Source organism: Paenibacillus sp. FSL M8-0228, from assembly GCF_038007385.1.
Classification (GTDB): Bacteria; Bacillota; Bacilli; order Paenibacillales; family Paenibacillaceae; genus Paenibacillus; species Paenibacillus polymyxa_D.
On the sequence record NZ_JBBOXA010000001.1, the window covers coordinates 1522284 to 1537278 of the forward strand.

The 14995-nt window shown below is 47.5% G+C and carries 15 protein-coding genes; 10 read left to right on the forward strand and 5 right to left on the reverse strand.

All coding sequences use genetic code 11. The annotated features are described in order from the left end of the window. Window positions 1-87: 87 nt before the first annotated feature. Window positions 88-402, forward strand: a complete 315-nt coding sequence (ppnP, locus tag MKY98_RS06955; protein WP_013309288.1) for a pyrimidine/purine nucleoside phosphorylase — start codon at window positions 88-90, stop codon at window positions 400-402. A 108-nt stretch (window positions 403-510) separates the two neighbouring features. Here ppnP and MKY98_RS06960 read toward each other — a convergent pair whose 3' ends face one another. Further along, window positions 511-1410, reverse strand: a complete 900-nt coding sequence (locus tag MKY98_RS06960) for an NAD(P)-dependent oxidoreductase (RefSeq protein ID WP_029516376.1) — start codon at window positions 1408-1410, stop codon at window positions 511-513. Window positions 1411-1660: 250 nt separating this feature from the next. Between MKY98_RS06960 and MKY98_RS06965 the strand changes: the two genes are divergently transcribed. The 3 genes from MKY98_RS06965 (at window position 1661) to MKY98_RS06975 (ending at window position 4384) form a co-directional block, all read left to right on the forward strand. Beyond that, window positions 1661-3016, forward strand: coding sequence for a glucose-6-phosphate isomerase (locus MKY98_RS06965; RefSeq protein ID WP_013369975.1), 1356 nt, complete (start codon window positions 1661-1663; stop codon window positions 3014-3016). Window positions 3017-3164: 148 nt separating this feature from the next. Then, window positions 3165-3797: a YigZ family protein gene (locus MKY98_RS06970; protein ID WP_029516377.1), complete on the forward strand. Its 633-nt coding sequence runs from the start codon at window positions 3165-3167 to the stop codon at window positions 3795-3797. Between the two features lie 5 nt (window positions 3798-3802). After that, window positions 3803-4384 carry a TetR/AcrR family transcriptional regulator gene (locus MKY98_RS06975; RefSeq protein ID WP_069012425.1) on the forward strand — a complete coding sequence of 194 codons (582 nt, stop codon included), beginning with the start codon at window positions 3803-3805 and terminating at the stop codon, window positions 4382-4384. A gap of 173 nt (window positions 4385-4557) precedes the next feature. On the opposite strand, the gene MKY98_RS06980 is transcribed toward MKY98_RS06975, so the two are convergent. Next, window positions 4558-4959, reverse strand: a complete 402-nt coding sequence (locus MKY98_RS06980) for a secondary thiamine-phosphate synthase enzyme YjbQ (protein ID WP_029516379.1) — start codon at window positions 4957-4959, stop codon at window positions 4558-4560. 221 nt (window positions 4960-5180) lie between these two features. Between MKY98_RS06980 and MKY98_RS06985 the strand changes: the two genes are divergently transcribed. Both MKY98_RS06985 and MKY98_RS06990 read left to right on the forward strand, forming a co-directional pair. Beyond that, the gene (locus MKY98_RS06985; protein WP_029516380.1) at window positions 5181-6242 is read left to right on the forward strand and encodes a sulfate/molybdate ABC transporter ATP-binding protein; all 1062 of its coding nucleotides are present in this window, start codon (window positions 5181-5183) and stop codon (window positions 6240-6242) included. A gap of 189 nt (window positions 6243-6431) precedes the next feature. Beyond that, window positions 6432-7202: an MBL fold metallo-hydrolase gene (locus MKY98_RS06990; protein WP_029516381.1), complete on the forward strand. Its 771-nt coding sequence runs from the start codon at window positions 6432-6434 to the stop codon at window positions 7200-7202. 15 nt (window positions 7203-7217) lie between these two features. On the opposite strand, the gene MKY98_RS06995 is transcribed toward MKY98_RS06990, so the two are convergent. Next, window positions 7218-8711 carry an aminotransferase-like domain-containing protein gene (locus MKY98_RS06995; RefSeq protein ID WP_069012424.1) on the reverse strand — a complete coding sequence of 498 codons (1494 nt, stop codon included), beginning with the start codon at window positions 8709-8711 and terminating at the stop codon, window positions 7218-7220. 132 nt (window positions 8712-8843) lie between these two features. Between MKY98_RS06995 and MKY98_RS07000 the strand changes: the two genes are divergently transcribed. Then, window positions 8844-9755, forward strand: coding sequence for a DMT family transporter (locus tag MKY98_RS07000; protein WP_029516383.1), 912 nt, complete (start codon window positions 8844-8846; stop codon window positions 9753-9755). A gap of 139 nt (window positions 9756-9894) precedes the next feature. Here the strand turns inward: MKY98_RS07000 and MKY98_RS07005 are convergent, their stop codons facing one another. Both MKY98_RS07005 and MKY98_RS07010 read right to left on the reverse strand, forming a co-directional pair. Next, complete coding sequence (locus tag MKY98_RS07005; RefSeq protein ID WP_029516384.1) at window positions 9895-10695, reverse strand: Cof-type HAD-IIB family hydrolase; 801 nt, start codon at window positions 10693-10695, stop codon at window positions 9895-9897. Between the two features lie 162 nt (window positions 10696-10857). Then, window positions 10858-11859 carry a lipoate--protein ligase gene (locus MKY98_RS07010; RefSeq protein WP_069012426.1) on the reverse strand — a complete coding sequence of 334 codons (1002 nt, stop codon included), beginning with the start codon at window positions 11857-11859 and terminating at the stop codon, window positions 10858-10860. A gap of 160 nt (window positions 11860-12019) precedes the next feature. Here MKY98_RS07010 and cobD point away from each other — a divergent pair, with 160 nt between their 5' ends. The 3 genes from cobD to MKY98_RS07025 are packed head-to-tail and all read left to right on the forward strand — an operon-like array spanning window position 12020 to window position 14886. Further along, a complete protein-coding gene (gene cobD, locus MKY98_RS07015) occupies window positions 12020-13123 on the forward strand; it encodes a threonine-phosphate decarboxylase CobD (RefSeq protein ID WP_341010725.1) in 1104 nt (367 codons plus the stop codon). After that, window positions 13113-14084, forward strand: a complete 972-nt coding sequence (gene cbiB, locus MKY98_RS07020) for an adenosylcobinamide-phosphate synthase CbiB (RefSeq protein ID WP_069012422.1) — start codon at window positions 13113-13115, stop codon at window positions 14082-14084. Before cobD ends, cbiB begins: the two co-directional genes overlap by 11 nt. 49 nt (window positions 14085-14133) lie before the next feature. After that, complete coding sequence (locus MKY98_RS07025) at window positions 14134-14886, forward strand: histidine phosphatase family protein (RefSeq protein WP_029516388.1); 753 nt, start codon at window positions 14134-14136, stop codon at window positions 14884-14886. The last annotated feature ends 109 nt before the right edge of the window (window positions 14887-14995 follow it).

The window sequence follows — 14995 nt, forward strand, 5'->3', positions numbered from 1 at the left end:
GTATTTTCATACTGAAGCTGGAATCAAATCTATGTTATGATGCACCAATATTCATTCAACCATTGAGAGCAGATGAGGGGATAACGAATGACACAGTTTGATGGAGTAAGCGTAGTTAAAAAAGCAAACGTTTATTACGATGGTCAGGTTACAAGCCGTACAGTCATCCTGGGTGACGGTAGTAAGGTTACACTGGGGATTATGCTGCCAGGAACGTACGAGTTCGGCACGGATTCCCGTGAGATTATGGAGATTTTGGCAGGGGATCTGAGAGTGTTACTTCCAGGTACTGAGGAATGGCTGGAAATACAAGGGACAGCAACCTTTCACGTACCTGCAAAGTCTTCCTTCAAGCTGGAAGTACGAAGTGTAACTGATTATTGCTGTTCTTATCCCGAATAGTAAGCTAAAACGGGTAAGCACACTCAGCCTTCAAGCTAAGTGTGCTTACCCTAAAGCTATGCCATATGTACACAAGCACAGCCGTATGGTTACACAGAAAGGTACAGCTTATTCGAGAGGTTGACCACCAATGGTGCGGCCAATCCATGCTTCGTATGTCTTCACGACAGCGGATAGGTCCTCGTCGCCGTAGCCTTGCGTTTGCCCGGCTTGAAATAGGCTTTTGGCAATGGATAACATAGGTGCGGGGATGGACAGGCTGTCTGTTAGTGAGGAAGCAAGCTTCAAGTCCTTAAGCATCAAGGCAAGTGAGAACTGGTTGCTAAAATCATGCTCAATGATTTTGCGCCCTTTCAGGTCAGCGGCCTTGCTGCCTGCCGATCCGAGTTGTACCAATTCAAGGAAGCTGTCTGCCGGGATGCCGGATTTAGCCGCGATAGCAAAGCCTTCAGCCAGAGCGAGGTTATGAATACCGACCATCGTATTATGAGCGAGCTTGGCTACGGCCCCGCTTCCATTAGGTCCCATATGAAGTACCTTTTTGCCCAGGGTATCAAAAACATCTGATTGTGCCGCAATGGCTTCTGCATTACCACCAACCATGAACACGAGTGTGCCGTCTACAGCGGCAGGCTTACTGCCTGTTACGGGAGCATCAATGAAGGAACAGCCCAGCTTGTCCGCTTCGGCGGCTAGTTGTTTGACCAGCTCAGGTGAAATCGTGCTGTTGTCCATCACGGTCATGCCAGCCGTAAGGCCGGCAAACACACCGTCTTCGCCGTAATAGATGTCACGAATGGAATGATCATCACTGACCATGGTAATGACCAAGTGCTGACCTTCAGCTGCTTCACGAGGGGTTGAAGCTGTACGTGCGCCTTGCTCTTCCAGTGGCTCGCAGCGCGAAGCGGTGCGATTATAAACTGTGACTCCGAATCCCTGCTTTAGCAGATTGGATGCCATCGGGGCGCCCATGGTGCCCAGTCCGATAAATCCGATGTTTTTCATTGCTAATCACCTTTCTTGTTGGAAGTTGCCGTCCGATGCAGATGCGAGTCGGCCCTGAATTGAATATTGAAACAGGTTGATCTCAGTTAATTGTAGCATGGGCATGCTACCCTATCTACAGGAGGGGCTGTCAAGCACAGGATACATAGGTAACGCAAGCTTGTCAGGCCCAGCAAATTAAAGTATCCTATTCCTAAGTCCTTATGTTCGTATTCATGGTCTTAGTAATACCAAACAGGAGGTTCCAAACATGTCTAAAAAAGTTATTTTTGATTACACTAAAGCTCTCTCCTTTGTAGGTCAGCACGAAATTGATTATTTTGCAGAGCCTATCAAGCTGGCTCATGAGCAACTGCACAACCAAACCGGTGTAGGTTCCGATTTCTTAGGTTGGATCGACCTGCCTACCAATTATGATAAAGAAGAGTTTGCGCGCATCCAAAAGGCTGCTGCTAAAATTCAAAGCGATTCCGAAGTACTGATCGTAATCGGTATCGGCGGTTCTTACCTTGGAGCACGTGCTGCGATCGAAATGCTGTCGCATTCTTTCTACAATGCACTGCCTAAAGATCAACGCAAGGGCCCAGCTATCTATTTTGCAGGCAACAACATCAGCTCTACATATGTGAATCATCTGTTGGAACTGATTGAAGGTAAAGACTTCTCTGTGAACGTCATTTCCAAATCAGGTACGACAACAGAGCCAGCTATCGCATTCCGCGTATTCCGTGCAGCTCTGGAGAAAAAATACGGTAAAGAAGAAGCGCGCAAACGTATTTATGCAACGACCGATAAAGAACGTGGCGCTTTGAAAAAACTGGCTAACGAAGAAGGCTACGAATCTTTCATTATTCCTGATGATGTGGGTGGTCGTTACTCTGTGCTGACAGCAGTAGGCTTGTTGCCGATTGCTACTGCAGGCATTAACATCGAAGAAATGATGCAGGGGGCGGCAGACGCTTCCAAAGAATACAGCAACCCGAATGTAGCTGAGAACGAGGCTTATCAATATGCAGCCGTTCGTAACGCTTTGTACCGCAAAGGTAAAGCAATTGAAATTCTCGTAAACTATGAGCCGTCTCTTCATTTTGTATCCGAGTGGTGGAAACAGTTGTACGGAGAAAGCGAAGGCAAGGATTACAAAGGCATTTATCCTGCTTCTGTTGATTTCTCGACAGACCTGCACTCCATGGGACAATTCATTCAGGAAGGCAGCCGCAATATTTTCGAAACGGTAATCCAAGTAGAAAATGTACCTAGTCACATCACCATCGAAGCAGATGAGGATGATCTGGACGGACTGAATTTCCTGGCAGGCAAAACTGTGGATTTTGTAAATAAAAAAGCATTCCAAGGTACATTGCTGGCTCACACAGACGGACAAGTACCGAACTTGATTGTAAATATTCCTGACTTAAGCCCTTACTCTTTCGGCTATCTTGCTTATTTCTTCGAAAAAGCTTGCGGCATCAGCGGCTACCTGTTGGGTGTAAATCCGTTCGATCAACCGGGCGTAGAAGCTTACAAGAAGAACATGTTTGCGCTGCTCGGTAAACCAGGCTTCGAAAAAGAAAAAGCTGAGCTTGAAGCGAGATTGTCTGAATAAGAGTGCTGTAATCTCTGATGCGAAACAGGATTTCGGTCAGAAGTGTTATAGTGTATAGCATCAATTAAAGTACAGGAAAGCAGTTCACCAGCTGCCAGTAGCGGGGGACTGCTTTCTTGTAAAATGAAGTAAGGAAGGTTATACGTGTATGTTGGAACAATACCGAACCGTACGCGGTGCCGGCAACAAGGAAATTGTGATCCGAAAATCCCGTTTTATCGGCCATATTCAGCCTGTTCAAACTGAGGAAGAAGCAGTTGCTTTCATAGAGCGCATCAAAAAAGAGCATTGGAACGCTACCCATAATTGTTCTGCTTACATGATTGGGGAAAGAGACGAAATCCAAAAGCAATCGGATGACGGAGAACCGAGTGGTACGGCTGGAAAGCCTATTTTGGAGGTGATCCGCAACCAAAAGCTGAAAAATGTCGCTATTGTTGTTACCCGTTACTTTGGTGGGATTTTGTTGGGAGCAGGCGGTCTGATTCGCGCGTATTCAGATGGTGCTGTTGCAGCAATCGAGGCAGGGGATGCAATTACACGTGTGCTGCATCGTGAAGTTTTTGTAGAATTGGATTATACCTGGTTGGGCAAAGTGGAAAATGAATTACGCAATCGCAGCATCCGTACTGGAGAAACAATGTTTACGGATAAAGTTACCTTAACCTGTCTGCCGCTGGCTGGTGATGCGGAATCCTTCAGCAACTGGATAACAGACTTGACGCAGGGGCAATCGCTTGTGTCGGAGGGAGAGCAGCTTTACTTTATTGAAGGGGAATAAATAATATGGCTAGAAGAGCAGTAGAACAGGAGTTGTCAAGAGGGCGGATTCTGGAAGCGGCTAGGCACTTGTTTATTACCAAGGGCTACCGTGCGATTTCAATGCGCAGCATTGGCCAGCATCTGGGGTACAGTCATGGTTCGTTATATTATCATTTTAAAGAGAAGGCTGAACTGTTCTATGCTATTGTGATTGAAGATTTTAATACATTGCGTGGGATTCTACTGCAAGCAGCAACAGGTACGCCTGATAATGGCTTGAGCAGGCTGGAGTACTTGATGCTGGAATTTATCCGTTTTGGTTTGGAAAATCCATATCAGTACGAAATTATGTTTATGATGCACGATGAAGAACTATTTGCATACTGTCGCACAGAGCAAAACCGTTGTGTGGAACTATTTGCGTCCATGATCCGTCAAGAATTGAGTGGTCTGGGGCATTCGGAGGAAGATTGCTCAAGGGTACCGAAAAGCCTGTTTTTATCCATGCATGGCTTTGTATCCTTTTATATTCAGGACGGTTTAACATTTGAAGAAATTAGGCCCGCTGCTTTAGCACATGTAAAGCTGCTGTGCAGACACCTATGAGCGTACCTGCATTCACACGCTTCACCCATGAACATGTAGGGCGCTTTTCTAGGTGTATGCACTTCATGACGGTGACTTATCATTACGGTACTTTGCGAAAGCGACTAAGAATTTAACAGACGATGATGCATCCAGTAGGAAAACATCATGGTCTGTTTTTTTACCCGTTTCCGTCAGCCCTTCATGATTTTCACATGGTATTGACGTCTGCGTGGTCCGTCGAATTCACAAAAATAAAGTCCCTGCCATCGTCCGAGCAACAGCTTTCCATCATGGATGATGATCGTTTGTGAGGGGCCTGTCGTGATGGATTTTAGGTGGGACGCTGTATTTCCCTCCATATGGCGATATTGGGGATGCTCCCACGGATAGACTTCATCTAGTCTTAACATCACATCATGTTTGACATCTGGGTCTGCATTTTCATTAATGGCGATGCCGGCTGTCGTGTGTGGACAATAAACAAGTGCGGTTCCTTGTTGCACCCCGCTTTTTTCGATCAATGAAGCAACCTCTCGTGTAATATCACGAATTTCATCTCGCCGTGTAGTGGATAATTCTAAAGTATGCAACAATAACTCCATCTCCTTTCTTCCTAATACTTTACCCTTTTAATTCCTAATATAATATATAGAGTTGACGAAAATTACTTTCCTTTGATAAAGTATCACATAAGAAAAAACATAGTATATGCATTGGAATAATTAAATGATTTTAAATGAGGTACGTGCTTTGCGGTAAGCAAGGCTGCTGCTGTTCCTGAACAGGTCCAGAAGCGGAAAGGAAGTGTACGGATATGCATGTGGAAGTAAGAGGATTAAACAAGCATTTCGGTAATTTTCATGCAGTAAAGGACGTATCTTTTGATATTCAGGCGGGCCATCTTATTGGCTTACTCGGTCCAAGTGGTGGGGGGAAAACCTCCATTCTTCGCATTTTGGCGGGTCTGGAGCAACCGGATGCGGGAGAAATTCATTTTCATGGAAAAAGGGTAAACGAGCTGTCCCCGCAGGAACGTGGAATCGGATTTGTATTTCAAAACTATGCTTTGTTCAAGCACATGAGCGTCTACGACAATATTGCCTTTGGTCTGAAAGTGAAAAAAAGCTCCAAAACCCGTATCAAGGAACGGGTCACGGAGTTGGTCGAACTAACGGGGCTCAAAGGATTTGAGCATCGTTATCCGCATCAGTTGTCAGGTGGACAGCGACAGCGAGTTGCTTTTGCGCGTGCTTTGGCACCAGAGCCTCAATTGCTGCTGTTGGATGAGCCTTTTGCAGCTATTGATGCCAAGATTCGTCAGGAGCTGCGCACCTGGCTGCGAGAGTTGATTGAGCGGGTGGGCATTACTTCAATTTTTGTCACCCATGATCAGGATGAGGCGATTGAAGTAGCGGATGAAATTATGGTGATTAATCAGGGACGACTGGAGCAGAAGGGAACGCCTTGGGATATTTATAAAAAACCGGGTACCCCGTTCGTGGCTTCCTTCATTGGGGAATCTACGGTGATTGAACAGGCAGGCAGTCTCAAAGGCTTCGAAGAAGCTGCTGGAGTGGGAACACGTGCCTTGATCCGTCCGGAGTATATTGATGTCGGGCCAAGCGAGGAATTTACGCTTCTGTCGGCGACCGAGGAAGGCGTAGTGAAGCATTTGCATTTTCGTGGAAGTGAGTGGATGGTTGAAGTACAAGTTGGGGACCATCGTCTCATGACGTACCGTTCGCTGGAGAAGTCTACGCTGGAACCTGGTCAGCAGGTGCGAGTGTTGGTGCATCGAGCCTATCTATATAATGACCAGTCCAGCTGGATGGTGGAAAACCGCCTGAAGGAAGATCCCATGCCTATCATCATTTAAAAATCAGGCTTTTGCAAAATTCTCAAATATATATGATCACGCTTGGGGGGATGTCTAGCCTGATTTCACGGCTTTGGGCATGCTCCTTTTGGCGTTGGACGCTGGAAGGATTTACGCAGATGATTTACGTAGAATCGGTCTGTTCGTTATAATAGTAGTAAAAAGACCCAAATAGATAGGAGTTAAACCATGAATCGGCTTATTTTTCTTGGCACGGGGGATGCAATGGGGGTTCCGCGTGTATATTGTGATTGTCTCGTATGCACAGAAGCTCGCACGACAGGGGCGAACATAAGATTGAGATCGTCTGTGCTGATCGAAAGCGAGACGGAGGACTTTATGATTGATTGTGGCCCGGACTGGCGCAGACAGCTAGAATTACGCGATCTGCGTTTTATCCCTACGATCCTTGTGACACATGCACATTTTGACCATATTGGAGGATTACCAGAATGGGCAGATGCCTGTCGCTGGACTGGGAACAGAGGTCGATTGTACGCGCCACAGGAAGTGATCGACACGATCTTGCGGCAATTTTCCTGGCTCTCTGGAAATTTGGATCTTATTCCAGTAGATCAGGGAGCCCAACTTGGCGGGTGGAATATCCGGGGATGGCGTGTGAATCACGGGAAGAACGGATATGCCTACGCTTATCGCCTGGAAAAGGACGGCTTCTCGTGGGCCTACTGTTCGGATTCGATTGGATTAAATGAGGCGGAAATTCTGCCTTTGCACAATCTGAATTTGCTCGTCCTGGGAACGAGTTTTTATCATGAGGAGGCCGAGTATGCCACCCGCTCTGTATATGACATGCTGGAGGCACAGGAGCTTATAGGAAGGCTTAAGCCCCAAAGCACAGTGTTTACACATATGTCCCATGATGTGGATGTCACACGCAATTATGGGCTTCTGGAAGGGATTAGTTTGGCACACACCGGCATGAGTTTGCCGTTAGAATAAAGGTGCATTTTACCTTTACATCGTTCGACTGATACGTAGAAGGGCGGAGATTCCTTCTTTGATTTGTAGCTCGTTGGCGTATGAATAGGACAGTCGTACATGCGTTTTACCCTCTGCGCCGATGGGATCAAATACATTGCCGGGGACAAAGGATACAGATTCTTGTACACTTTTGGCAAGTAATTCATTAGGTTTCAACGTAGAAGGCAGCTGGAGCCACAGGTTGAGTCCTCCCGCTGGGCTGGTCCATGTCCAACCGGAATCGCGGAGACTGTCTTCCATCGTTTCCTTACGAATCTGGAGCGCGATACATAGTTTTTTAATATGCTGCTGCATACGTGGAGATTGAAAGTATTCTAAAAATAGCTTTTGATTCAGCAGTGGCGATCCATTGTCCACCAACGCTTTGACGTTGAGCAGGCTGTTCATGAGCTGTGGTCGGCAGGTCACGGCTGCGATTCGTAGACCGGGTGCGACATATTTACTGTAACTTCGAATGTAGACGACGCTTCCCGAAACATCATAGGCGAAAATCGGAGAAGGAGGCTTTTGCCCAAAGCTGATGTCATAGGTGCTGTCATCCTCAACAATGAGGCAGCCGTAGCGCTCGGCTAGTTCAGGCAGTCGTTTGCGTTGCTCATCGGGGACCGTAAAGCCCGTCGGGTTGTGGAATGTCGGATTCATATAAAAGAGACGTGGTTTTTCCGTTTTCATGCACCACTCAATCTGGTCCATATCATATCCTTCTGGTCGAATATCGGTCATGGTCAGACGTGCGCCTTGTCTGCGGAATATTTCCATGGCAGGACCATAAGCAGGGCGTTCGATCAATACACGGTCTCCTGTATGGAGCAGAGATCGGGCAATTAAATCAATGGCTTGCTGTGCTCCCGAGGTAATCATCACTTCATCCGGTGATAAAGCAAAATGCTTATCCACGCTAAAATGCTGCGCCATGGCCTCCCGAAGCTCGGTATCACCCTGTACAGCGGAATAGGTGGCTGCTACTTTCGGATGCTTTTCAAAAACCTGCATCATCAGCTCTCCCCAAAATCGGTTGGGCAGGAGAGAGGGGTCAATCAGCGCTTTGGAAAACTGGAAATTCGCATTCACTGATTGAACGCGGGTAAGTCCATCCATTCCTCTCCAGGCTGAAACTGACGGATCATCTGCCGCATGGGCAGATTTGGAGTGAATCGTGAGGTCTATGGACGTATGTCTCGAGTAGCCAGCATATTTTGCATGTCCAGTCGCTTGGGAAGCATGAACGTAATATCCTGATTTGTCCCTTACATAGACCAGTCCTCGTTGCTTCAACTCCTGATATGCCCGGAAAACAGTTAGCCGATGTACACCCAGCTCCTGAGCCAAGCTTCGTACGGACGGCAGCTTCATGTCTGTTTGCCAATCCCCGCGATCGATCCGCACAGTTACATAATGGATAACCTGCTCATACAGCTTTAAGGCATGATCGGCTGGAAAAAGTAGTTCGCTGTTGTTCTTACCCATGCTATCCACGCTCCTTTGTGTGTATTGTACTATATAGCACTTCAAAAACGTATACAACTGTTCTGTAGTTATACAACTGTTCTGTTCGTCTCCCTGTATGCTTAAAAGCAACTGAAGGGAGAGGGACGTATCATGATTGGGATCGCGTTTACAGTAATGTGTCTTATTTTTGGCACAACGTTTTTGGCCATAAAAGTGGGAGTGGAAGCCGGGCTTCCGCCGTTTTTATCGGCAGGGGTACGTTTTTTCGCCGCAGGTGCGATATTATTTATTGCTATGAAGCTGACCGGAAAGGTGAAATGGTCGTTATTATGGCGTAAGGAAATGTTGCTGATTGGAGCAGGAACGACCTTCGGTACCTTTTCGGCCTTGTATTGGGCAGAGCAATATGTCAGCTCCGGGATCGGAGCTATTCTGTCAGCTACTGGGCCGATGATGATCGTCATTTTGCAATCTGTACTGCTACGGCAAAAAACGTCACGGATTACGGTCGTTGGCTGCATGATCAGCTTTCTTGGTGTGGTGCTGGTTGTGCTGCCCGGATTGGCGGTTCAGATCAGTGGTCTGTGGCTGGCGGGATGCCTTGTTATTTTGCTGGGGGAGCTGTGTTATTCAGGGGGAGCTCTTTATTCCAAGCGAGTGATGGATGTATTTCGTGAAACGAACCCGATTGCCCTGAATGCGGCGCAAATGATCCATGGGGGATGGATGCTGCTGTTACTGTCTGCGATCACGGAACCGTGGAGTTCTGAGGGGTGGCAGTACCTTCCTGCCATGGGGTCTTTACTCTATCTGATCCTGTTTGGTTCGATGATTGCACATACACTGTTCTACTGGCTCATGGAGCGTACAAATCCCCTGTTTCCGACGACGTGGCTGTATATATCACCGCCGATTGCGGTGGGCTTGGGAGCGTTGTTGTATGGAGAGCATGTAAGCTGGTGGATGCTGGTTGGGGTGCTGCTCATTGTGACCGGACTAATCCTTATGAACAATGGAATTATCCGTTTGGTGAACAGGCGTAAGTTACGTTCTGCTGCCTGATATTTTATAGCGGTCAGGTTATTATATGATCTGACAGAAAAGGCCTCCAAACTGTCGTATGTTACTGATCATGCGACAGTTTGGAGGCTTTGTTGTTGTATTACTTTATTTAAGAATTATGGGAGCAGGCACTTTTTGCTTATTCAACATTGAGTACGAATTTGTCGATGGCGTGCTTAACACCATCTTCGTTATTGCTGCGAGTGATGTAATCAGCCAGCTTCTTCAAATCAGGAATGGCATTCTCCATCGCTATGCCGAGACCAGCGCATTCAAGCATTTCATGGTCGTTCCAAGAGTCGCCGATGGCAATCGTTTCCGACAGTTCACAGCCAAAATGGTTTGCAAGGAAGGTAAGCGCGTGACCCTTGGTGCCTTCATGGTGCATAATTTCCAGAAAGTGAGGCTTGGATTTTGTAATGTGAACTTCATTGCCAAGCAGTACGCGAAGTTCAGGAATTAATTCATCCAACACTTCCGGCTCGTCGATAATCAGCAATTTAGGAGCCGGCTGCTCTATAACTTTACTGAATACAGGCTCTACAAAATATTCCGTGTTGTTCAGCTCCGTGTAATCTTTGATTTTCTGATTATCTTCACGTGTGTACAATTTGTCATCAATATACGTTTGTAGATGCAGATTGCGTTCCACGCAGAATTCATACAGACGACGTGCAGCCACGAGTGGAACATAACGCTCATACAGCACGTTTTCGTCCAGCAGGTTTTTAACCAAAGCTCCTTGATACGTAATGATCGGCACGTTCAAACCAGTCTGGCGAGCAATTTTGTGTGCAGAGGCATAAGCTCGTCCAGTAGCGAGGGTAACCACCACACCTTTCGCTACAGCAGCTTCTAATGCCTGTTGTGTCGCTGGTGTAACTTCTTTTTGGTCGTTAATGAGTGTATCATCAATATCAATGGCAATTAATTTATACATATCGGTATTCTCTCCTTTATCTCTATCATGGGGCAATGCTAAAATTGTATCTTATAATATTCAAAATGACAATATCGCAAGGAAAAGGGGACGGCTCCTATAAGAGCCTGTCCCCTTATAACCACTGAAGTATTGGTTTGAAACGATGGGAAAAAGTAACGGTTAGTCTTCCAAAAATACAAGTCCAACAAAATCGTCCAACTCAATATTACCAAAATAGTGCTTCAAATCGAGAGAGGATAAGGCTTGACGTACCTCACCTTCATCATAACGCTTGCCGCGCAGGATGTTTTCAATATCAGCAACGTCACCCACACCGAAGAAATCCCCATAGATTTTAATATCACGGAGGTAGCCTTCCTTAAGATCCATGCGGATATCAATAATACCGACTGGAAATTTACGTGTGTGCTTGATATTGCTCTCGGGGGATAGACCGTAGTTCCAATCCCACGATTGGTAGCGTTCTTTGGATATTTCATGGATTTTGGCCCAATCGGTATCGGTGAGCTTATATTGAGGTACTTGATCCAATTCTGATTCGAATATGAAACGCAACAGTTCCTCGCGAAATTGCTCTATGGTCATCTCACGGTCCATCAGTTCGCTGATGTTAGCTACGCGACTGCGGACAGATTTAGTGCTTTTGGATTTGAATTTTTCGGGATTGGCATGCAGTGATGCAGCCACATTGTCCAGATTCAGGTTAAACATCAATGTACCGTGGCTGAACATACGTCCGCGTGTGGCAAATTGGGCGTTTCCTGAAATTTTACGTTCTCCGACCTGCAGATCGTTGCGGCCTGTCATTTCAGCTTCTACTCCCATTTGGCGCAGAGCATCAATCACAGGTTGCGTAAATTTAAGGAAATTATGAAAGGACTCCCCGTTATCCTTGGTAATAAAACTGAAATTTAAATTACCGAGGTCATGATATACAGCACCGCCGCCGGACAGGCGACGAACGACTTGAATATTGTTATCTCTGACAAACTCGGCGTTGATTTCTTCAATGGTATTTTGATGCTTGCCTATAATAATAGAAGGCTGATTAATGTAAAACAGCAAATAGCTGTCGTCCAGCGGTAGATGCTTGAGCGCGTATTCCTCAATAGCAAGATTAATGGCTGGATCGTGTATCCCCTGGTTGTCGATGAACAGCATGTCCATTCCTCCGTATATAAACTGTGTAATTTTATGTGTGCCTCCTTCTATTGTAACCCAAGTGAGCCATGTACAAAAGCTCATTTGCATTGACGGGACGCAAAAAGCAGCCTCATAATGGAGCTAAATGATTGGAAACGGGCGGAAAGGATGAGAGGCAATGATAGAGGTTTACGGTCATGGCGGGGACAGGGAAACAGCTGCGGCGACATTTGGCGGGACTGCTGCTGATTTTGTAGATTTTAGTGCAAATATTAATCCGCTTGGTCCACCGCCTGAGGTGCTTGAGGCGCTGCAACACTCATTTGACACTGTGATTCGCTATCCAGACCCTGGGCATCGGAATTTTAAAAATATGCTCGCACGGCGACTGCATGTTCCACCGGAGTCGTTAAGTATCGGAAACGGAGCGGCTGAGAGCATGGCGCTCTTGTTATTGGGACTAGCTCCTAAGCGTGTGGGTACAGTGGAGCCGTGTTTTTCGGAATATGCCGAGCTGGCTGGCAAATTCGGAGCCGAGGTCAACCGGGTGTATGGGAAGGCCTCGCTTCAATGGAAGGCGGACGTGGAGGACATCCTTCAGCTCATGGAGCAGGTAGATGTTTTGTTCCTCGGGCAGCCGAATAATCCAAACGGTGTGCAGTATGGTGAGCAAGAGCTGTGCGAGCTGGCAGAGGCGGCTGGCACAACGGGGACCGTGCTGGTGGTGGATGAAGCATTCATTGATTTTATTCCGCTGGAACGGCGAATCTCACTGCTGCCTGTGCTGGATCGCTATCCTCATGTGATTTTGATCCGGTCAATGACCAAATTTTATGCCATTCCTGGCCTACGATTGGGTTGTGCGATTGCTCATCCGGACTATATCCGGCGAATGACGGCCAAACAGGTGACCTGGAGTGTGAATGGATTGGCGTTGCTGGCTGGCGAGGCGTGTTTGAGAAGTGGGCAAGCATATGAGCACCAAACACAGGAGCTGATTGCTGCGGAGCGCAACCGTCTGTTAACCGCCTTGGCGGAATGGGGCTGCGGTGTCGTTCCCGGTGAAGCCAATTACGTGCTGGCAAGGGCGCCGGGTACGTGGAGTGCATCGGCTATTCAGCAGGCGCTTGGACAACGCGGAGTTCTTATACGTAGCTGTGCTATGTATCCGGGACTGACGACGAGCCATTTTCGGATTGCGGTCAAGGATGCAGAAGCCAACGACAGGCTGCTATCTGTATTGGGTGAAGTGCTGGAGGAGGAACAGCGGCGTGACAGTTAGCTTGATTATCCTGGCAGCCTACCTTTTGGACAGGATGATCGGTGATCCGAGGTGGTTGCCGCATCCAGTCATCGGTATGGGACATGCCATTTCGGCATTGGAAAAATTGATTCGCCGCCAGGTCCGAAGTGACCGGGGGCTGAAACGTGCGGGTATACTGCTTCCACTCATTGTGGCGGGAGGCTCCTTTGCGCTCGCCTGGGCGCTGTTGCAATTGCTTGCCTGGATTCATCCGTGGTTATCTGTCGGCGCAGAAATAGTGCTGATTGCGACCACGATTGCTTCCAAAGGACTAAAGGATGCAGGAATGGCAGTCTACCGAGCGTTGCAGGCGGATGACCTGGCTGCGGCACGGCGGGAGCTGGGCATGATAGTCGGGCGGGATACGCAGCAACTTGATGAGCCTGAGATTGTACGCGGTACGGTTGAAACGGTCGCTGAAAATATCGTGGACGCGATTATTTCCCCGCTTTTTTATGCCTTGATCGGGGGAGCACCCTTGGCGCTGGCTTATCGTGCTGTGAATACGCTCGATTCCATGGTTGGCTACAAAAATGAAAAGTATCTGCATTTAGGCTGGGCTTCAGCACGTCTAGATGATGTGGCTAACTACATTCCAGCACGCCTGACAGCGGCAATGCTTGTGATAGCGGCGTGGATGTACAAACGAGATGCTGCAAGAAGCTGGCGCACAGTCAAGCGAGACGCTCGTCTGCACCCAAGTCCGAACAGTGGCTTCCCGGAATCGGCTGTTGCTGGTGCATTGGGGATTCGTCTTGGAGGATATAATGTGTATCATGGCGTGCGCTCCTTTCGTGCATACATGGGGGATTGGATACGACCGCTAGAGTCGAAAGATATACGGCATACGATCCAGCTGATGTTCGCCGTGTCCAGTATGTTTGTAGGATTGTGTTTGTTAGGAGCCGCAGGTTGTTTTGCCTTGGGATGGGTGCGGTGAGGGTGAGGAGTGACACACTGAATAATGATCGAGCAGGAAGTGACATTTCTTGAAACAAGATATAGCAGCAAAAAGGACAGTAGAATACGCACAAAGACCGAACTCACAGGAGGATAAGGTGCCGTATGATGCTAAAGAAGATCTGCATTGGGATATGGAGCTCGTGTTAGTTCGTCACGGCACAACCTTATGGAACAAGGAACGTCGATATCTGGGACACTCCGACTTAGGTTTGCTACCGGGGGCAGAGCAGGAATTAAAGCCTTTGCAGGAAAAATTGCAAGGTCAGTCCTTTGCTCGAATCTATTGCAGCGACTTAATGCGATGTCGCCAGACCTTGCAGATCATTGTGCCGGAATCAGAGTTGACGTCTGGGCGTTCCCTATCTACTATGCCTCCTATGATGGAACCATGTCTGCGAGAGCTTCATTTTGGCGAGTGGGATGGAAAAACGTATGACATGCTCAAGGATGTGTCGTTGTATCGGGCTTGGATTGATGAGCCGCAACGGATCACCCCACCTGGTGGAGAGTCTTGGACAGATTTTGTAAATCGTCTGCGCAAATTTCTTGACTCTCTGTATGAATGGCGTGTTGCTATGGAAGTTCAACCCATGGATTTGACTGCTACGTCGCCCTCTGTTTTGGTCGTTACGCATGGTGGCGTAATTCGTCAGCTAGCTTGCATGCTGATACCGGGCCATGATTTTTGGAGTCTGAATCCGAAGCCGGGAGAAGCATTAAGGATTCAATTGAGGCTGGCAGGACCGCACAATTACATAGCGGAAATGCTTCCTCATTAGGTTAGACACCAGCGGATAAAGAGGCTGTTTGGGTTGTAAGCCGCCTCATTTTAACCTATAATCATCAAGTAAAAGAACGGCTTGACTACCACTACATCAAATATCCAGC